General features: G+C 61.3%; 13 protein-coding genes. 10 read left to right on the top strand and 3 right to left on the bottom strand.

Translation table 11 applies throughout. The features are described 5' to 3' along the window. Window positions 1-54: 54 nt before the first annotated feature. Both lon and ACWHXT_RS11135 read left to right on the top strand, forming a co-directional pair. Complete coding sequence (gene lon / locus ACWHXT_RS11140; RefSeq protein WP_447955882.1) at window positions 55-2,508, top strand: endopeptidase La; 2,454 nt, start codon at window positions 55-57, stop codon at window positions 2,506-2,508. A 144-nt stretch (window positions 2,509-2,652) separates the two neighbouring features. Continuing rightward, window positions 2,653-4,758, top strand: a complete 2,106-nt coding sequence (locus ACWHXT_RS11135; protein WP_447955881.1) for a methyl-accepting chemotaxis protein — start codon at window positions 2,653-2,655, stop codon at window positions 4,756-4,758. A 564-nt stretch (window positions 4,759-5,322) separates the two neighbouring features. Here ACWHXT_RS11135 and nudE read toward each other — a convergent pair. Then, window positions 5,323-5,970 (bottom strand): ADP compounds hydrolase NudE, encoded by a 648-nt coding sequence (gene nudE, locus ACWHXT_RS11130; RefSeq protein ID WP_447955880.1) that lies wholly within the window; start codon window positions 5,968-5,970, stop codon window positions 5,323-5,325. Between the two features lie 72 nt (window positions 5,971-6,042). Here nudE and yrfG point away from each other — a divergent pair, with 72 nt between their 5' ends. The 8 genes from yrfG (at window position 6,043) to rsd (ending at window position 15,305) form a co-directional block, all read left to right on the top strand. After that, the gene (gene yrfG, locus ACWHXT_RS11125; protein ID WP_447529230.1) at window positions 6,043-6,708 is read left to right on the top strand and encodes a GMP/IMP nucleotidase; all 666 of its coding nucleotides are present in this window, start codon (window positions 6,043-6,045) and stop codon (window positions 6,706-6,708) included. Between the two features lie 11 nt (window positions 6,709-6,719). Then, window positions 6,720-7,109: a ribosome-associated heat shock protein Hsp15 gene (gene hslR, locus ACWHXT_RS11120; RefSeq protein WP_447529229.1), complete on the top strand. Its 390-nt coding sequence runs from the start codon at window positions 6,720-6,722 to the stop codon at window positions 7,107-7,109. Window positions 7,110-7,151: 42 nt separating this feature from the next. Then, the gene (gene hslO, locus ACWHXT_RS11115; protein ID WP_447955879.1) at window positions 7,152-8,027 is read left to right on the top strand and encodes an Hsp33 family molecular chaperone HslO; all 876 of its coding nucleotides are present in this window, start codon (window positions 7,152-7,154) and stop codon (window positions 8,025-8,027) included. 321 nt (window positions 8,028-8,348) lie between these two features. Next, window positions 8,349-9,905 carry a phosphoenolpyruvate carboxykinase gene (locus tag ACWHXT_RS11110; RefSeq protein WP_447955878.1) on the top strand — a complete coding sequence of 519 codons (1,557 nt, stop codon included), beginning with the start codon at window positions 8,349-8,351 and terminating at the stop codon, window positions 9,903-9,905. Between the two features lie 192 nt (window positions 9,906-10,097). Then, complete coding sequence (locus tag ACWHXT_RS11105; protein WP_447955877.1) at window positions 10,098-12,437, top strand: Tex family protein; 2,340 nt, start codon at window positions 10,098-10,100, stop codon at window positions 12,435-12,437. 125 nt (window positions 12,438-12,562) lie between these two features. Beyond that, window positions 12,563-14,203 (top strand): glutamate--cysteine ligase, encoded by a 1,641-nt coding sequence (gene gshA, locus ACWHXT_RS11100; RefSeq protein WP_447955876.1) that lies wholly within the window; start codon window positions 12,563-12,565, stop codon window positions 14,201-14,203. Continuing rightward, window positions 14,200-14,700: a disulfide bond formation protein B gene (locus ACWHXT_RS11095; RefSeq protein WP_447955875.1), complete on the top strand. Its 501-nt coding sequence runs from the start codon at window positions 14,200-14,202 to the stop codon at window positions 14,698-14,700. The genes gshA and ACWHXT_RS11095 overlap by 4 nt, the downstream gene beginning before the upstream one ends. A 125-nt stretch (window positions 14,701-14,825) precedes the next feature. Beyond that, a complete protein-coding gene (gene rsd / locus ACWHXT_RS11090) occupies window positions 14,826-15,305 on the top strand; it encodes a sigma D regulator (RefSeq protein ID WP_447893742.1) in 480 nt (159 codons plus the stop codon). A gap of 208 nt (window positions 15,306-15,513) precedes the next feature. Here the strand turns inward: rsd and ACWHXT_RS11085 are convergent, their stop codons facing one another. Together ACWHXT_RS11085 and ACWHXT_RS11080 are read right to left on the bottom strand one after the other, a co-directional pair. Further along, a complete protein-coding gene (locus tag ACWHXT_RS11085; RefSeq protein WP_447955874.1) occupies window positions 15,514-18,585 on the bottom strand; it encodes an efflux RND transporter permease subunit in 3,072 nt (1,023 codons plus the stop codon). Continuing rightward, window positions 18,586-19,698: an efflux RND transporter periplasmic adaptor subunit gene (locus ACWHXT_RS11080; protein ID WP_447955873.1), complete on the bottom strand. Its 1,113-nt coding sequence runs from the start codon at window positions 19,696-19,698 to the stop codon at window positions 18,586-18,588. Between the last annotated feature and the right edge of the window lie 91 nt (window positions 19,699-19,789).

Below are 19,789 nucleotides of genomic sequence, written 5' to 3'. Positions count from 1 at the left end.
ATTCCATGGGTAATACCAGGCGGCGCTACCGCCCGTCCCACCTATGGAGGCCGCATGAGCGACCAGGATCATCAACACGATAGCGATTCACCGGTTTGGTTGACCGACGACGAACCCGGCGGCAACGACGGTGTGAAAGACGACGAACAGCGCTCGGATGGCGAAAAGGCCCATTCGCTGGTATCGGCCAGTGAAATGCTGCCGGAGCGGATCTACATTCTGCCTATCCATAACCGGCCTTTCTTTCCCGCTCAAGTCCAGCCGCTGGTGATCAACAAGGAGCGCTGGGAAGAAACCATGCGCCGGGTGGGCAATACCCCGCATCATACGCTCGGTGTCGCCTTCGTCGGTGAGCAGGGCGTGGATGAACTCGACGAGTCGAGCTTCCCGGAAATGGGCACCGCCGTTCGGGTTCACAAGCTCAAAAGCGAAGACCAGCAGATTCAGTTCATCGCCCAGGGCGTGCGTCGCTTCAAGATCCAACGCTGGCTCTCGAAAGAGCCACCGTATCTGGTCGAGGTGAGCTACCCCAAAGAGCCCGTGGATGCCGAGGATGAAGAGACCCGTGCCTACGCCATGGCGATCATCAACGGCATCAAGGAGCTTCTGCCGATCAACCCGCTCTACGGGGAGGAGCTCAAGCACTACCTCAACCGGTTTAGCCCCAACCAGCCGGGTCCGCTCACCGACTTCGCGGCGGCCATTACCTCGGCCAAGGGCCCTGAGCTCCAGGATGTCTTATCGACCCTGCCGGTGGCGGATCGTATGCACAAGGTGCTGCCGCTGCTGCGCAAGGAGATCGACGTTGCCAAGCTGCAAAGCGAGATCAGCGAGCAGGTCAACGCCCAGATGCAGGACCGCCAGCGCGAGTTTTTCCTGCGCGAGCAGCTCAAGGTCATTCAGCGCGAGCTGGGCATCTCCAAGGACGACCGCGAAAACGATGTCGACACTTTCCGCGACCGCCTGAAAGAGCTAAAAGTGCCGGAGCGCGTGCAACCGCGCATCGACGAAGAGCTCAACAAGCTCAGCGTGCTGGAGACGGGCTCGCCAGAGTACGGCACCACCCGCAACTATCTCGACTGGCTCACCTCGCTGCCTTGGGGGATCACCAGTCAGGACAAGCTGGATTTGACCCACGCCCGGCAAGTACTGGACCGGGATCACGACGGCCTGGGCGACGTCAAAGAGCGTATCGTCGAGTTTCTCGCCGAAGGCACCTTCAAGGGCGACGTGGGTGGCTCGATCGTACTGCTCGTTGGCCCGCCCGGGGTGGGTAAAACCTCCGTGGGCCGCTCCATCGCCGAGGCGCTAGGCCGCGAATTTTACCGCTTCTCGGTCGGCGGTATGCGCGACGAGGCCGAAATCAAGGGCCATCGGCGCACCTACGTGGGCGCCATGCCGGGTAAGCTGGTGCAGGCGTTCAAGGAGGTCAAGGTCGAAAACCCGGTCATCATGCTCGATGAGATCGACAAGCTCGGCCAGTCCTTCCAGGGCGACCCGGCCTCGGCGCTTTTGGAAGTGCTCGACCCGGAGCAAAACGTCGACTTCCTTGATCACTACCTCGATGTGCGCATGGACCTTTCCAAGGTGCTGTTCGTGTGCACGGCCAACACCCTGGACTCTATCCCCGGGCCGCTTCTGGACCGCATGGAGCAGATTCGCCTCTCCGGCTATATCGCCGAAGAGAAAATGGAGATCGCCAAGCACCACCTCTGGCCGAAACTGCTCAAGCGCAACAACCTGCCCAAAAAGCGTATCAACCTGACCGATGCCGCCCTCAAGCAGGTCATCGAAGGCTACGCCCGGGAAGCCGGTGTGCGTCAGCTCGAAAAGCAGCTTCACCGCATCGTGCGTAAATCCACGGTCAAGCTACTCGAAGAGCCAGAAGAGGTCGTCAAGATCTCGGTCAAGAACCTCGAGGAGTTTCTCGGCGCACCGCTGTTTAGAAAAGAGAAAGTACTCAAGGGCGAAGGCGTGGTCACCGGTCTTGCCTGGACCTCCATGGGCGGGGCAACGCTACCCATCGAGGCGGGTAAGGTGCATTCGCTGGACCGCGGCTTCAAGCTCACCGGTAAGCTGGGTGACGTCATGCAGGAGTCGGCCAATATCGCCTACAGCTATACGTTGGGGCATTTGAAAGAGTATGGCGCCGACCCGACCTTTTTCGATCAGGCGTTCGTGCATCTTCATGTGCCGGAAGGCGCCACGCCCAAGGATGGCCCTTCCGCCGGCGTCACCATGACCACTGCACTTTTATCGCTGGCCACGAAAAAGGCGATCGACCGGCCGCTGGCCATGACCGGTGAATTAACGCTGACCGGCCAAGTGCTACCGGTAGGCGGTATTCGCGAAAAAGTGATCGCCGCCCGGCGCAGCGATATTTTCGAGGTGATTCTGCCCGAGCCCAACCGCCGCGACTACGACGAGTTACCCGATTACTTGAAAGAGGGAATGACCGTACACTTCGCTAATCGTTATAAAGATGTCGCGAATATCGTATTCAAGTAATCACCAGCAGCCAGGTTGAGCTTCAATGCGCCACTCTATGAAAAGAGTGGCGTTTTTTTTGCCTATTCTTCGAATTAAAACTTGGGGGGTGCTGGATAATGACAATATTCGATTCTTTTTAACAATTGTTGACGGGACCTCAAGGTGCGAAACAACCAACCTGTGACTCAAAAAGAGTACGTGCTCGATGACGAAACCGTACTGATATCCCGTTCCGATTTAGAAGGAAACGTTACCTACGCAAGCGCGGCCTTTGTCAAAGTCAGCGGCTATTCACGGGACGAATTGATGGGCTCGCCCCACAACATGATCCGTCATCCGGATATGCCCGAAGCGGCGTTTCGCGATTTCTGGCACACCATCAAGGCCGGTAACACCTGGCAAGGCCTCGTTAAAAACCGGCGTAAAAACGGCGATCACTATTGGGTGAACGCCACGGTAGCCGCGCTTCGCGATGGAGACCGTATCGTGGGCTACACCTCGGTGCGCCGCAAGGCCGCCCCGACTGATATCGCGTTGGCCCAAAAAGTGTACGCCGAGATGCGCGACAAGGGTAAGTCCCGCGGCTATCAGGTCAAAAGAGGGACGATACAGCGTAAAGGCGCACTGGGGCTGATCAGCCGTTTTCAGTTGGGTAGCTTGAAAGCCAAGCTCACCGGGATGGTGCTGATAGCGCTGGTGCTACTGGGGTTGGCAGGGGGCCTGGGCGCCATGGGCCTGGTCAAGGCAGGCGAGCGGCTGGATTTGCTCAACCATTCAGGGCTTCAATCCATCGCAAGCCTGCAAAATATCGAGCGACGCATCGGCCAGGCGGTCGAGCTCGTAGAGCCCGCCGTGCGTAACCCTCGCCGCGCGGATCTGGAGGCGCTCGCGTCCACTGTTGATGCGTATTTGCAGGAGATCCAGTCCCAGTGGTCGGCATATCTCGACTATGACGACATGCAGCACCCGAGTGTGCAGGCATTCGATGAGGCCCTTGCGCAGTGGACCCTGGGGCTCACCCAAACGATGGACGCCCTGAGCGAGGCTAGCGGGTTTGCCGCCTTTGAAGCGTTCAACGATATCGTGGCGCCCACCACCGAGTCGATTCGCACGCTCAGCACTCAGCTGGTCGATGACAAGCGCATCGAGGCCACCGCCATGGTGGAAGAAGCCCGCCAGGAGCGTGAGCAAAGGCTGCTCGCCCAGCTGCTGCTGATGGTGGTGGGGCTTGTGGTGATGGTGGGGCTGAGCATTCTTATTTTGCGGTCGATATTCAAAGGGCTGGAAGGCGCGCGCTACATGACCTTTCAGGTAGCCGCCGGTAATTTGGCGGCACGTAACCAACTGCGCAGCGGTGATGAGCTGGGCGATCTTGCCTACTCGCTGGATACCATGCGCTTTAGCCTGGCCGCCTTGGTCGGCGAGGTCGAAAACCGGGTGTCCGTGGTAACCCCGGCCGTCGAGCAGATCGCCCAGGATAACGACAATCTCTCTCAGCGAACCGGGCAACAGGCCTCGGCGCTTGCCCAGACGGCGTCCAGCATGGTGGAGATGACCACCACCGTTGCGCAGAATACCGAAAACGCCCGCCAGGCAAGCCAGTTGGCCGGGCAGAACGCCAGCAGCACGCGGGATACCCGCCACCAGATGGAGGAGTTGGTCGAGCGCATGCAGCGCATCGCGCAAAGCGCGGAGAAAATGACCGAGATGATCGGCGTGATCGACGGCATCGCGTTCCAGACCAATATCCTCGCGCTGAACGCCTCGGTCGAGGCGGCGCGGGCCGGCGAGCACGGCCGCGGCTTCGCCGTGGTGGCCAGCGAAGTGCGCAACCTGGCCGGGCGCAGTGCCAACGCCGCTCAGGAAATTCGCCTCATGATCGCCAGCGCCACCCAGGAAGTAGACGGCGGCCGCACTGCGGTTCAGCAAGCGGAAAGCTCGATCGAGAACGTCATGCAGCAGGTCAGCCAGGTCAGCGAGCTAATGGCCTCGATCACCAGCGCCTCGGACGAGCAGAGTAGCGGCATCGGCCAGATCAACGGCGCCATCGCCGAAATGGACAGCACCACCCAGCAAAACGCACACAAGGTCCAAATGATCGCCGAGTCCGCTGATAATCTGGCCATAGAGGTGTTCGAGCTGGCCAACGTCGTGGATGCCTTCCGGCTCAAGGGCGCCCAAGAAGAGAACATCCAGGCCTCCATCGAAAAGCTCGCCCGGGTCAACCAGGCACTACAAAAGTCAGCGCCCGCGCTCACTACCTATTAACCCCTGCGGATGACGGCTGCCACGATCCCTTGTGGGAGCCCGATTCATTGGTGGTCCGACACATCGGCGATGGCGGCGTTAGCCGCCCCAGGGCGATGAAGGCATTACAGGTTGCCATAATCACCAACCCCGGCAGCGCGTTGCGCTGCATCGCTGGCTAAAGCCTGCTCCTACAAATGACGGTTGCCACGCTCCCTTGTTGGAGCCCAATTTTATTGGGCGATGGCGGCGTTAGCCGCCCTAGGGCGATGAAGGCATTGCAGGTTGCCATCACCACCAACCCCGGCAGCGCGTAGCGCTGCATCGCTGGCTGAAGCCTGCTCCTACAAATGACGGTTGCTACTGTCTATTGTAGGAGCCCAATTCATTGGGCGATGGCGGCGTTAGCCGCCCTTGGGTGATGAAGGCATTGCAGTTTGCCATCACCACCAACCCCGGCAGCGCGTTGCGCTGCATCGCTGGCTAAAGCCTGCTCCTACAAAGGGCGGGTGCCACGCTCCCTTGTAGGAGCCCAATTCCATTGGGCGATGGAAGGCGACAGCCTTCCTTGACTGGCGGCGCCCGCTAAAGCAAATCCATGGCATCTTCACGCTTCTCGTCACGAAGCTTGTCGCGGGCGATATAAAGCGCGGCAATCGCACGGGCTTCGTGGAAATCCTCGCGCATCAAAAGTGCCGGTAAGTCCTCGAGGGCGTGAGTCTCGACGACCAGGGGCTCGGGTTCGTCGCCGGGGAGTCGCTGCTCATAAAGGTCGGTGGCCATGACCACCTGTATGCGGTGGTGCATGTAGTTCGGCGCCAGCGACAGCTCAATGAGCGGCTCCAGGCGGTGAGCCCCGACGCCGCACTCTTCCATCAACTCGCGGTTGGCCGCGCCGATCACGTCTTCGCCCGGGTCCACCAACCCCTTGGGCAGGGTCAGCGCGTACTCTTCGAAACCGGCGGCGTACTCGCGTATCAACAATACGTGGTCCGGGTCCGGCATGGCTACGATCATCACCGCCGCGTGGTCGGTGCCGGTCAAGCGCTCGAACCGGCGCTCTTCGCCGTTGGAGAAGCGTAAATCCAGCGCTTCGATATGGAAAAGGCGGCTTTTCGCCACGCTTTCCCGCGCCAGAATATGTGGCTTGACCGGGTAGCCCGAAAGCGTCGTTTCCTGCGCGTTGGTATCCGGTTGAGTCGGGTCGGGGCGAGGGGAGTCGGATCTGGACATAAGGGCCTCCATGGCTCGAAAAAACGCCTTGGGCTACAATAGCACGCTTACCGTTTCAACACCGGAGTGGCCATGATTGATTGGCGCGAGATCGATACCGTCTTACTGGACATGGACGGCACGCTGCTGGATTTGCACTTTGATAGCCACTTCTGGCTCGAGCACCTGCCCAGGCGCTACGGCGAGCTACACAAGCTCGACGAGGCCACCCAGAACGAGCTGCGCGAACGCATCATCGGCGAGCAGGGTACGCTCAACTGGTATAGCCTGGCCTACTGGAGTCGCGAGCTCGATGTAGACGTGGTCGAGTTGAAGCGAGAAGTCCAGCATTTGATCGGCCTGCGCAGCGACGCGCTGGATTTTCTCACCTGGCTCAAAAACGCCCACCCTCGAGTGGTGCTGGCCACCAACGCCGACCGAGCCAGCCTGGCGCTAAAACTGCCGCTCACGGGGTTGGAAAAGTATCTCGACGCCATCATCTCCTCCGAAGATGTGGGGGCTGCGAAAGAGGAGCAGGCGTTCTGGTTTGCGCTGCAAGAGCGCGAGCCCTTCGATCCGGCCCGCACCCTGTTCATCGACGACAACCCGCGCGTGCTCGAAAGCGCCCGGGAGTTCGGTATCAAATACCTGATGGGCATCAAGCAGCCCGATAGTCAGCGTCCCGAAAAAGAGCTGCAGGAATTCATCGCCCTGGACCGATTTGCCCAACTGCTGCCAGGCGATACCCCCACGCAGTAAGGAGAGCCTCAATGAGCGACAGCGTTCGGCTGGATAAATGGCTGTGGGCCGCACGGTTTTTCAAGACCCGGGCACTGGCCAAAAAAGCCATCGAAGGTGGCAAGGTGCACTACAACGGTGACCGCGTTAAGACCAGCAAGAATGTCGAGGTCGGCGCGCTGATCCGTGTACCCCAGGGGTGGGATATCTACGAGGTCGAAGTGCTCACCCTGTCGGGCCAGCGCCGCGGCGCCCCGGAGGCGCGTACGCTCTACAGCGAAACTCAGGAGAGCGCAGAGCGCCGCGCCAAGGAAACCGAGGCCCGCCGCCTCAATAACGAAGTGATGCAGCATCCGTTAAAGCGCCCGGATAAAAAACAGCGCCGCGAGATTCAGCGCTTTCAGCGTAATCAGGGCGAGTAAATCTCCCCCTCAATATCCCCCAATTTTTTTCGATGGTCCCCTATGTCTGATCAAATCCAACGCTTTATGTTCGACCACACCAACGTGCGCGGGGAGATCGTAAGCCTCGAGTCGGCCTATCACGAGGTGCTCAGCCGCCACGCCTACCCGGAGGCGGTCAACACGCTGCTGGGCGAGCTGCTGGCCGCCGTGGCGCTGTTGACCGATACGGTCAAGCTCGACGGCACGCTGAGTATCGAAGTACGCGGCCAGGGCGATCTTTCGCTACTCATGGCCGAATCCAACCCCGGTGGCGAGCTGCGCGCCATTGCCAGGCTCAACGAAGAGGGCGCGCTTCCCAGCGAGGGCGCCGGTTTTCGCGACCTGGTCGGTGAGGGCCAAATTATCATTACCCTCGACCCCAAAGAGGGCAAGCGCTACCAGGGGATCGTCGGTCTCGAGCACGAAACCCTCGGCACCTGCCTGGAGGCGTATTTCAGCCAGTCCGAGCAGCTGCCCACCCGGCTTTGGCTAGCCGCCGATAGCAAAACCGCCGGCGGGCTTTTACTCCAGCGCCTGCCGGACGCCTCGCACAATCAGGACGTGGACGCCTGGGAGCGCAGCGTACACCTGGCCGAAACGATCAAAACCGAGGAAATCCTCGGGCTCGAGCAGCGCGAAGTGCTCTACCGGCTTTACCACGAAGAGACCGTGCGCGTGTTCGAACCCAAGGCGCTGCGCTTTGGCTGCACTTGCTCGCGCGAGCGTATGAGCTCTTCACTTCACTCGCTGGGCGAAGCCGAGCTCAAGGATATTCTGGCCGAGCAGGGCGAAATAGAGACCCAATGCCACTTCTGCCACACGAAATATCACTACACTGCGGCACAAATCGAAGCGCTCATCGACGATCCGGAAGGTCCCGCGCCGGTCATCCACTAATTATGTAGTCGCCAAGGCGTTGCCGGTATTTAAAGGCCATACAGGCTTAACCCATGCAGGCCCTGGGCTATAGCACTAAAGGCAAACAAGTGTTTGAAAAATTACCGCAGCGCAGCACGAAAAAGCCCGTCATTGTAGTAGTTTAACTACAAAATGATTGTCCCAAGCCCCCGTTTCACGGGGGCTTTCTTTTTGCCATAATGCGCCGGTCTTCAGCGCCCGGCCCGCTTGTGTAGCGGCTGGGAGAACCTTTCCAGCGCAAAAAGAGGCCCACGTCTTTTGCGCTTGTAACGAGAAACGGCTTCAAGCCCAGGAACTGACATGACCACGACTCAAGCCGCTCCCCAAGCCCACGTCAACCTCAGCAGCGCCGAACTGGTCGAGCGCGCCGTGGCCCGTGGTGAAGGCCGCCTTTCCGCAGACGGCGCCTTGGTAGTGAATACCGGCGAGCGCACCGGGCGCTCCCCCAAGGACCGCTTCATCGTCGATGAGTCCTCCACGCGAGACAGCATCGATTGGGGCAGCGTCAACCGCCCCTTCGACGCCGAGAAGTTCTCCGCACTGTGGGCGCGGGTGGAAGCGTATTTGGGCCGTGAAGAGCACTTCGTCGCCGAGCTGCACGTGGGCAGCGACGCGACCCATTACCTGCCGGTGCGGGTCACAACCGAAACCGCCTGGCAGAACCTGTTCGGGCGCACCATGTTCGTGCGCCCGGAGACCTACAACCCGGCGAGTAAAGAGGCCTGGACGATTCTCAACGCCGCGGGTTTCGAGTGCGAACCCGGCCGTGACGGTACTAACTCCGAAGCCGCCGTGATCATCGACTTCGCCGAGAAAAAAGTGCTGATCGCCGGTATGCGCTACGCCGGCGAGATGAAAAAAGCGATGTTCTCGGTACAGAACTTCCTGCTGCCCGACGCCGATGTGCTCCCCATGCACTGCTCCGCCAACGTGGGTGAGGACGGCGAAACTTGCTTGTTCTTCGGTCTTTCCGGTACCGGTAAAACCACGCTCTCCGCTGACCAGGGCCGCTACCTGATTGGTGACGACGAGCACGCCTGGGGCGACGATATCGTCTTCAACATGGAAGGCGGCTGCTATGCCAAGTGCATCGATCTTTCCGAGAAGAACGAGCCGGTCATCTGGAACGCCATTCGTTTCGGCACCGTGCTTGAAAACGTGGTGCTCGACGATCGCCGCGTACCCAACTACGCCGACGATAGCCTGACCCAGAACTCGCGCGCCGCCTACCCGCTGGAACACGTCGAAAAGCGCGTGGCCAAAAACCTGGCCGGCGAGCCCAACGCCATCGTCTTTTTGACCTGCGACATGTCCGGGGTGCTGCCGCCGGTATCGATCCTTTCCAAGGAAGCGGCGGCGTACCACTTTCTTTCCGGCTACACCGCCAAGGTGGGCTCCACGGAAATGGGGTCATCTGAGGGCCTGGCCGCGACGTTCTCGACCTGCTTCGGCGCGCCGTTCTTCCCGCGCCCGGCGCGCGAGTACGCCGACCTTCTGATCAAGCGTGTCGATAAAAAGGACGCCCAGGTGTACCTGGTCAACACCGGCTGGACCGGCGGCGCCTATGGGGAAGGCGGCGCGCGTTTCTCGATTCCGACCACCCGCGCGATCATCAGCGCCATCCAGTCCGGCGTACTGCGCGATATCGAAACCCAACACATCGAGGGCCTGAACCTCGACGTACCCACCGCGGTGCCGGGCGTGGACTCGAGCCTTCTAAACCCCCGCGACACCTGGCAGGATCAAGGCGCGTTCGATCATCACCAGCGCGAACTCGCCACCAAATTCGTCGAGAACTTCAAAAAGTTCGAAGGCGTCAGTGATGCCATCATCAAGGCAGGCCCGCAGTTGAGCTGAACGGTTTGATCACTACCTCAAAGGCAGCGCGAAAGCGCTGCTTTTTTTATGGGCGGCCGGGTAAGGTGCCAGGGCCCGCTGGATGGGCGGTATTGGCTGAACCGCGCCGCTCGTGCCACCGACAATTCATGCCAGCCTAAAACGTTTGTGGTACCTTGTCGGCATTTGAAATGGCATGAGTTAGTGGCACGTATGGATGTGAATCAACGTATTATTTCGCGTTTAGCGGACGAGCTGAGTGTCAAGGCGCAGCAGGTCAGCGCCACGGTAGCGCTGCTGGACGAAGGCGCGACCGTGCCCTTTATCGCCCGCTACCGTAAAGAGGTCACCGGGGCGCTGGACGACAGCCAACTGCGCCAACTCGACGAGCGCCTTCGCTACCTGCGCGAGCTCGAAGAGCGCCGCGGTGCGGTGCTTGCCGCCATCGACGAGCAGGGCAAGCTCGATGATGCCTTGAAGGCAAGCATCGACGCCGCCGAAACCAAGCAGCGCCTCGAAGATTTATACCTGCCCTACAAGAAAAAACGCCGCACCAAGGCCCAGATCGCCCGCGAAGCCGGGCTCGAGCCGCTGGCCGACGCGCTGTTGGCCGACCCCACGCTAAACCCTGAAAGCGAAGCGCAAGGGTATCTTCGCGCCGCGGACGGCGACATCGCCGCCATCGAAGACGCCAAGGCCGCGCTTGACGGCGCCAAGCAGATTCTCATGGAGCGCTTCGCCGAAGACCCGGAGCTGATCGGCCGACTGCGTGAGCGGCTTTGGGACGAAGGCCAACTCAGCGCCCGCATGCTCGATGGCAAAGCGCAGGAAGGTGCCAAGTTCTCCGATTACTTCGAGCACGACGAAAAGCTCGCTAAAGTGCCGTCCCACCGGGCGCTTGCCATGTTCCGTGGGCGTAACGAAGGCGTGCTGAGTTTGGCCATCCGCCTGCCCGGCGAAGACGAGGCCCCGATTCACCCGGCCCAGGTCGCCATCGCCAAGCAGGTGGGCGTTCAAGATCAGGGTCGCCCGGCCGATAAATGGCTGGGCGAGGTGGTGCGCTGGACCTGGCGCGTCAAGCTTTACACCGCGCTCGAGACCGAGCTGCTGGGCCGGCTTCGCGAGCAGGCCGAGCAGACCGCCATCGATGTCTTCGCGGCCAATTTGAAGGATCTGCTGCTGGCCGCGCCGGCGGGGCAGAAGGTCACGCTGGCGCTGGACCCGGGCCTGCGTACCGGCTGCAAGGTCGCCGTGGTCGATGCCACCGGGCAGTTCGTGGACCAGGCGACGATTTACCCTCACGCGCCGCAAAATCGCTGGACCGATTCGCTCGCAGAGCTCACCAGGCTCATCAAACGCCATAATGTGGAGCTGATCGCGGTAGGGAACGGCACCGCCAGCCGCGAAACCGACAAGCTGGCCGGCGAGCTGGTCAAGGCGCTGGGCACCGAGCAGCGCCTGAGCAAGGTCATGGTGTCCGAGGCGGGCGCGTCGGTTTATTCGGCTTCCGAGTACGCTTCCAAAGAGCTGCCGGATCTGGACGTTACGGTGCGCGGCGCGGTGTCGATTGCCCGGCGCCTGCAGGACCCGCTCGCCGAGCTGGTCAAGATCGAGCCGAAATCGATCGGCGTGGGCCAGTACCAGCACGATGTCTCCCAGGTGCAGCTCTCCAAAAGCCTGGAAGCAGTGATAGAAGACTGCGTGAACGCCGTGGGCGTGGATCTCAATACCGCCTCGAGCGCGCTTCTCTCGCGGGTGGCCGGGCTTAGCGCGGTGATTGCGGAGAACATCGTCGCCCAGCGTAACCAGCTCGGCGCGTTCAAAAGCCGTAAGGCGCTGCTGGACGTCAGCCGCCTGGGGCCGAAAACGTTTGAGCAGTGCGCCGGCTTTTTGCGTATCAGCAACGCCGAGAACCCGTTGGATGCCAGCGGCGTACACCCGGAGGCCTACACCCTGGTCGAGCGCATCGCCAAACAGAGCGGGCGCGACGTGAAGGGCCTGATTGGCGACAGCCAAACCCTCAAGGCGCTGAAACCGGCGGAATTCGCCGACGAGCGCTTTGGTGTGCCCACGGTCAGCGATATTTTCAAGGAGCTGGACAAGCCCGGCCGCGACCCACGCCCGGAGTTCAAGGCCGCGGAATTTCGCGAAGGGGTCGAGAAATTAAGCGACTTGACCCTTGGGATGGTGCTGGAAGGCACGGTCACCAACGTGACCCACTTTGGCGCGTTCGTGGATATCGGCGTTCACCAGGACGGTCTGGTGCATATCTCGGCGCTGGCCGAAAAGTTCGTCGAGGACCCGCGATCGATCGTCAAGGCGGGGGATATCGTCACGGTGAAGGTGATGAGCGTGGATATTCCCCGCAAGCGGGTCGGGCTCTCCATGCGGCTAAGCGATGAAGTCGAAAGCGAAGGCGCTAGCCAGGAGCAGGGCGAGAAAAAAGCGCCTCGGGCGCAAAAGAGCGCCCGCGGTCAGCGTGAAAAGCCCGCCGCCGAGTCCTCCATGGGGGCGCTGGGCGCGGCACTATTGAAAGCGAAGCAGGGCAAATAGTCGCGCGCCTTGAATGTTTCGTAGTTTGCGCCATATTCTTGGCTTTATTAAAGGCTAGCCTTAGGGCTACCCGCCGATTTTACCAGGGCCCGCACGGCGGGCCTGATTGACAAGGAGTGTTCGTTTTGGCTGAGCCACTCACTGTGCCAACGTCGTTAACCGCTCAAATCGAGCGCTTGCTGCCAAGCGCGCGCCTGGGGCGGCTAGGGCGGCTGCGGCGTGGACTAGAAAAAGAGGGGTTACGGGTGGATGCCAACGGCCATATCGCCCAGACGTCTCACCCCAAAGCGCTGGGCTCGAAACTGACCCACCCGCATATCACCACCGACTACTCGGAATCGCTTTTGGAGTACATCACCCCGGTGTACACCGAGCCGCGCGAGGCGTTGGCGTTTTTGTCCGACCTGCACACCTTTACCTACCAGCACCTGGAGAACGAATGGGTCTGGCCGGGCAGCATGCCGTCGCGGCTTTCCGGTAACGATAGCGTGCCGATCGCCGATTACGGGCATTCGAATGTGGGCACCATGAAGCACGTCTACCGCAAAGGGTTGGACGTACGCTACGGGCGCATCATGCAGGCGATTGCCGGGGTGCATTACAACGTGTCGCTGCCCGAGGACATGTGGCACGCCCTGCGCGAGCTCGAAAAAGCCACCAACATCCCGTTCAACGACTACCGTTCGACGCGCTACTTCGGCATGATCCGCCACTTTCGCCGTCATAGCTGGTTGCTGTTGTATCTTTTCGGCGCCTCGCCTGCGATCGACAAAAGCTTTTTGCCGGACGGCAAAATACCCGAAAAGCTCGAGCCGTTGGGCGACGATACCTATTACGCACCCTACGCCACGACGCTGCGCATGTCGGATCTTGGCTATCAGAACAAGGTGCAGGAGCAGCTCAAGATCTGCTTCAACTCGCTTTCCAACTACGTCAATACGCTGCGCCACGCGATCTCCTCGCCCTGGCCGGACTACGAAAAGCTGGGCGTGAACGTCAACGGCGACTGGCGCCAGCTCAACGCCAATATCCTGCAGATCGAAAACGAGTACTACAGCGATATTCGCCCCAAGCGCGTGGCCAAGCACAACGAAACGCCGAGCCAGGCACTCGAGGCGCGGGGTGTCGAGTACATCGAAGTGCGCTGTCTGGACCTGAATCCCTTCGACCCCCTGGGCATCACCGAAGACCAGATGCGCTTTGTGGATGTCTTCCTGCTGTGGTGCTTGCTAAGCGATAGCCCCTGGATTTCGGATGAAGAGTGCGACCGGCTGGACGACAACCGCCGCCTGGTGGTCGAGCGCGGCCGCGACCCGGCTCTGGAGCTGTTGAGAAACGGCGAAGCGATCTCGTTACCCGCCTGGGGCGAGCAGATCTTTGCCGAAATGGGCGAAGTAGCGCGCCTGCTGGACGCCGTCGAAGATGATACTCCCCATCAGGCAGCGCTGGATGCCCTCGCGCCACGGCTTCAAGACCCGGCGCTTACGCCCTCCGGCCAGATGCTCGAGCGTCTCAAAAAAGGCAGCGGCTCGCTCAGCGATACGCTGCTGGCGCTGGCCCAGGAGCAGCGCGAGGCGCTGGAATCGACCCCCATGCTGCGCTCCCGCGAGGCGCTTTTGGACCAGTTGATCGATACGTCTCATCAGCAGCAGCGCGATATCGAAGCCGCCGACCAGGAATCGTTTAGCGAGTTTATCGAGCACTACTTCATCAAGGCCCGCGAAATGCGCACCTTTTCGTCCATTACCTCCGAGGAATTGGAATGATCCCATCATTCACCCGGTCCACGGCCTGGGCCGGGGTAGCCTTTTGCGCCTTGATGATGAGCGTGGCGCTAATGCTCGAACACGTCGTCGGGCTCGAGCCGTGCCCGCTGTGCATTTTTCAGCGGGTGGCGGTCATTACCGCCGGTATCGTTTTGCTGCTGGCCGCGCTGCATAACCCCAAGAGCACCGCCGGTAAAACGGTTTACGGGGTGTTGGGGTTTGCAAGTGTGGCCACCGGCGCCTTCATTGCCGGGCGCCACGTATGGCTGCAGCATCTGCCGCCCAGCGAAGTGCCTTCCTGCGGGCCTGGGCTCGATTATATGATGGACATCCTGCCCATGCAGGAGGTCGTCGCCATGGTGCTGACCGGCTCCGGTGAATGCGCCGAAATCGACTTCACCTTTTTGGGCCTGTCACTGCCCGCCTGGACGTTGATCGGCTTTTTGATCCTGGCGCTGGTACCCCTGCGTATCCTGTGGCTTGCCTATAAGCGCTAACGGCCGATTTCCGGCATCGGTTTCATACCGGCGCCGGAAAATCGAAATCCTGTGCTCGCATTGACACGCTCAAAAGGAAAAGCGAGTCTAAGCGAGGACAAGTGGCTACCGGTTAGGAGAACGCCATGTTGGAGAACTGCACAAACGCCCAGGAACGATGGGGCGGGGTACACAGCTTGATCGACCGCTGGCTGGAGCAACGCCGCTCTTTTCTGATCAGCTTCATCGAGCTAAAAGAAGCCTGCGACTCGGAACTCGACGCCGTCAACAAGCCGCGCATCGACACTTTCAGCGAGCTTCTGATGGACTATATCAGCGCCGGGCATTTCGAGGTCTACCCAGAGCTCGCACGGGAAGCCAAGGCCTTCGAGGACGAAAGCGCCCTGGAAATCGCCGGTAAGCTGCTGGAGCGTTTGGAGATGTCGACGGCCATGGTACTGGCGTTCGACGAAGATTACGCAAGCGTTGAGCATTGCCAAACGAATATCACGCGCCTTCCTGCCTGGCTCGACCGCCTCGCCAAAGCCCTGACCGAACGCTTCGCGCTGGAAGACCAGCTCATCGCCCGCCTGCACGCCGCCCACAGCCCGCAGACTGCCTCTTAAACAGCGCCCTTTGCATAGGTGCAGGTTTTTGGTGGCCCGCGACGTTGGTGGTGATGGCACCTGTAATGCCTTCATCACCCAAGGGCGGCTAACGCCGCCATCGCCGATGTGTCGGACCACCAATAAAACTGGGCTCCTACAATAAAACCGTGCCCCCATCTCTTGTAGGAGCAGGCTTTAGCCAGCGATGCAGCGAAGGGCGCTGTCGTTATTTATCGCGCCTTAACGTTCCCCCGATTACCAGCATGCACGGCGTGAGCAAAAGCGTGAGGGCGGTGGCGAAGGTGAGGCCTCCCGCAATGGCGCTGGACATTTGGGTCCACCACTGAGCGGAGGGGGCGTTGAAGCCTAGCGCCGGGGCGAAAAGGTTGACGTTGATGCCCAGCACCATTGGCATCAGGCCCAGCACCGTGGTGATCGCGGTGAGCAGTACCGGGCGTAGGCGAAGGGCACCCGCTTCCAGGGCGGCCTCGCCGGGCGCAAGCCCTTGGCCGCGCAGTTCGTTATAGGTGTCGATGAGTACGATATTATTGTTCACCACGATCCCCGCCAGGGCGATCACGCCCATGCCGACCATGACGATGCCGAACGCCTGGCCGGTCATCAAAAGCCCCATCAGTACGCCGGCGGTTGAAAACACGATCGCCGAGAGCACCAGCGCCGCCTGGTAGTAGCTGTTGAACTGAGTGACCAGAATCAACGTCATTAGGCCAACGGCCACCAAAAACGCGGTGATCAGAAACTGCATCGACTCCTGCTGATCCTCCTGCTCGCCGGCCACGTTGACCATGAGGGCGTCGGGCAACTGCCCCTGGCCTGCCTCGAACAGCGCGCGCAGGCGCTCGTCGGCCAGGTACCCGGGCGCCAGATCGGCTTCCAGCGTAATCGCCCGGCGACCGTCGATACGGTTCAGCGTGCCGACCTTGGGCGCGGGCGTGAGGGTGACGAAGTGGGAAATGGGCACCTGGCCGCGCTCGGTATTGAGGGTCAAGCGCTCGAGCTGATCCAGGGTGCGAAAGCGCTCGGGTAGGCGAATCCGAATATCCACCTCGTCGCTCACCGTGGGCGGGCGGTAGCTCGCTACCTGCAGGCCGGTGGTCAGAAGCTGCACGGCACTGCCGATGGTGGTGATATCGGTGCCCATGCGCGAGGCGGCTTCGCGGTCCACATTGATCTGCCACTCCACGCCGGGCAGGCTGCGGTTATCCTGAATATCGGTAAAGCCGCCCAGGGTGCGCATTAATTCGCTCAACTGATCCACCCCCGCATCGGCTAGCGCCGGGTCGTTGGCGCTGATTTCCAGCACGATGGGCTTGCCGCCGCCAGGGCCTTGCTCCTGCTCCTGAAACTCCAGCGTAATACCGGGGATGTCCGCGGTGCGCTCGGCCATGTCGGCAAGAATTGTGCGGGCCGGGCGGCGCTGATACCAGTCGATGAACTGAAACTGCAGCGTGCCGACCACATCGTCGCCGGCCTGTTCGTTGGCCACGAACGAGCGCGCGTAGAGGGCTTCCACCTCGCTCATGGTGCCCAGACGCGTCTCCACGCGCTTTAAAATGGCGTCGGCTTCGTCCACCGAAAAGTCGCCCCGGGCGCGCACCAGCACCTGGGCGCTGTCCGGCTCCACGTTGGGAAAGAAGTCGATGCCGTGATTGAAGCGCGCGTAGCCGGTATATAAAAGCGCGATGACCAGCAGCGAAAACGCCAGCACCCAGCCCGGGCGCTGTAGAAGGCGTGACAGCAGCCGCCGGTAGCCGCGGCCAAGGGCGGTGCTTTGGCCAAGCGTGGCGGTTTGCTCCTCCGGGTTAGGGACTTGACGGGTGATCAGCCGCCCAAGCGTGGGCAGAAACACCAGCGCCATGGCCAGGGAGGCCAGAAGGCAAAGGATCACCGTGGCCGGCAGGTACTTCATGAACTGACCGACCACGCCGGGCCAGAAGAGCAGCGGAACGAAAACGGCCAGGGTCGTCGCGGTCGAGGCAATGACCGGCCAGCTCATACGCGAGGCAGCGTTGAGCCAGGCATCGAATGGGGTTTGGCCCTCTTTGAGGTAGCGATCCGCCAGCTCGCTCACCACGATAGCGCCATCTACCAGCATGCCGGCCACCAGAATCAGCGCGAACAGCACGACGATGTTGAGCGTGAAGCCGAAGGCCCATACCAGCAAAATACCGGTCAAAAAGGCGCCGGGAATCGTCAGGCCCACCAGCAGCGCCATACGCAGCCCCATGACCGCGACCACCACAATCAGCACCAGCACCACCGCGGTCAATACGTTGTTCAAAAGCTCGGACAGCATATTGGCGACGGTGGTCGACTCATCGAGAATCGGGGTCACGCGAAGGGAGTCGGGTAACAGCTCGCCCGCCTGATCGAAGCGCTCCCACACCGCGTCGATGGTTTCGATGATGTTCGCCCCGGCGCGCTTGGAAACCTCGAGTACCACCGCCGGCTCGCCGTTGATGCGCGCAAAGCCTTCCGGGTCCTTGAAGGTGGGGTGAATCCAGGCGACGTCGCCAAACGTTACCACCCGGTCGCCGTCGATCTTCACCGGCATGTTCATGACGTCTTCGAGCGAGGTAATGACGCCGGGCACTTTCAGCGCCAAACGCCCGGCGCCGGTATTCAAGCTGCCCGCCGCGACCAGGCGGTTATTACGCGATACCTGGTTGAACAGCGCATCGAAGTCGATGCCGTAGCTCTCCAGCACCAGGGGGTCGACCACGATCTCGAGAAGATCCTCCTGCTCGCCAGCAATCTCGACCTCGAGCACGTTGGCGATGCCTTCGATCTCCTCTTTTAACCGCCTGGCGATGGCGATGCGCTCCCGGGTATCCAGCTGGCCGGAAAGACCGATACTCAGCACGGGAAACTCCGAGACGTTGACTTCCATCACTCGGGGCTCGTCCGCCTCATCGGGAAGCTCGGCCCTGGCAATGTCCACCCGCTCGCGCACGTCCGAAAGCGCCGTATTGGGGTCGAAGCCTGGGTCGAACTCCAGCGTGACCGAGGCGTGGCCTTCGCTGGACTGGGCGGTGAACTTACGCAGCCCCTCGATGCCGCGAAGCTCCTGCTCCATGGGGCGCACCAAAAGCCGCTCCCCGTCTTCGGGGCTGACGCCTTCAAGGGTCAGCGACACGTAGATCAGCGGGATCGTAACGTCCGGGTTCGCCTCCTTGGGGATGACCTGCCAGGCGGTGACCCCGGCCAGCAAAAGGCCCACCAGCAACAGCAGCGTAGTGCGCGTATGGGAAAGCGCGGCCTGAATGAGTGAACGCATTTAAGGCCTCGCTGCCGCCGCGGCGCTACCGGGCGTGGGCGTCACGTCGTCTACGTACACCGGGGTGACCGTATCGCCCACGCCAACGAGCCCGGCGCCCAGGCTGATCAGCTCCAGCGAATCCGGCAGGCCCGCCACAAAGGCGCTTTCCAGCGTTGCACTTATCAGCGTCACCGGCGTTTGTTTGACCTCATCGTTTTCGCCCAGGTGTTTGACGGCAAGCTCGCCTTCGTCGTTCAGGCTCAAAAGCGCGGGGGAGAGCGCGTGGGCCTGGCGTGGGGGCAGGGTGATGGTGAACTCGGCGCTGCCGCCAGCCAGGCGCTGCCGCGTTGGGTTGTCGAGGGTGACCTCGATATAAAACGAGCGGGTTTGCTCCTCGGCGCGGCTGCTTATGTGAGAGACCTGGCCCTCCAGCGTATTACCGCTTAAAAGCCGCGCGGTGACCGGTAGGCCCACGCTCAGGTCGTTGATTTGCTGCTGCGAGACCCAGGCCGTACCGGTCAACGTTTGGTCATCGATCAAGCGCCCCCACTCCTCGCCGGGCTGGAGCAAGTCGCCAAGCTCGACCTGAACCCGGTCGACCACGCCCGCGAAGGGTGCACTCGGGCGGGTGTCCGCCAACTGGCGCTCCAGCTGTGCCACTTGGGCCGCACTGGCGCTAAGCGCGCTTTGCAGGCGAAGAAGATCCGGCTCGGAGATGAATTCGCGACGACGCAGGTCCTGAGCGCCGGCGTATTCGGCCTGGGCCACCGCCAGCTCGTCCCGGGCCTGCTGTAGGCGCTCGGGCAGGGCGTCGTTATCCAGTACCAAAAGCGTTTGCCCTTGGCGCACCTGCTCGCCCTGGGTCACGGGCTTTTCGGTAACGTAGCCGGCGGCGTTGGCACGCAAGAGCGTTTCCTGGTGGGCCTCGAGCTGGCCTTGAATCACCTGCTCGGGAATATACGGCGTGCTTTGCAGGCGCGTGACCTCGACGCGGGGCGCTTCATCGCTTTGCTCGGTCTCTACATTGGGCGGCGTGCTTTGAAAGCGCTGAAAGTCGCCCAACGCCAGCCATATGATCAACGCCAGCACGAACACGCTCGCCAGGGCGTAGGAAAGGGAAATTCGTCGCATGGGGTGGTCGGTCTCAATATCAAACGGACGTTAGAATCGGGGTCCACCATAGCGCACTCGGGGCGGCGCGGCGAGCCTTTGAATCGCGGCA

Source organism: Vreelandella halophytica (assembly GCF_968193635.1).
The sequence above is the reverse complement of the archived record's forward strand: the minus strand, read 5'-3'. Positions and strand labels throughout refer to the sequence as shown.

Coding starts and splice junctions, on each gene's coding strand:
- hslO (WP_447955879.1), top strand. CDS start 7,152: ATGTCTGATCAAATCCAACGCTTTATGTTCGACCACACCAACGTGCGC.
- hslR (WP_447529229.1), top strand. CDS start 6,720: ATGAGCGACAGCGTTCGGCTGGATAAATGGCTGTGGGCCGCACGGTTT.
- ACWHXT_RS11080 (WP_447955873.1), bottom strand. CDS start 19,698: ATGCGACGAATTTCCCTTTCCTACGCCCTGGCGAGCGTGTTCGTGCTG.
- ACWHXT_RS11085 (WP_447955874.1), bottom strand. CDS start 18,585: ATGCGTTCACTCATTCAGGCCGCGCTTTCCCATACGCGCACTACGCTG.
- ACWHXT_RS11110 (WP_447955878.1), top strand. CDS start 8,349: ATGACCACGACTCAAGCCGCTCCCCAAGCCCACGTCAACCTCAGCAGC.
- ACWHXT_RS11105 (WP_447955877.1), top strand. CDS start 10,098: ATGGATGTGAATCAACGTATTATTTCGCGTTTAGCGGACGAGCTGAGT.
- yrfG (WP_447529230.1), top strand. CDS start 6,043: ATGATTGATTGGCGCGAGATCGATACCGTCTTACTGGACATGGACGGC.
- lon (WP_447955882.1), top strand. CDS start 55: ATGAGCGACCAGGATCATCAACACGATAGCGATTCACCGGTTTGGTTG.
- ACWHXT_RS11095 (WP_447955875.1), top strand. CDS start 14,200: ATGATCCCATCATTCACCCGGTCCACGGCCTGGGCCGGGGTAGCCTTT.
- nudE (WP_447955880.1), bottom strand. CDS start 5,970: ATGTCCAGATCCGACTCCCCTCGCCCCGACCCGACTCAACCGGATACC.
- rsd (WP_447893742.1), top strand. CDS start 14,826: ATGTTGGAGAACTGCACAAACGCCCAGGAACGATGGGGCGGGGTACAC.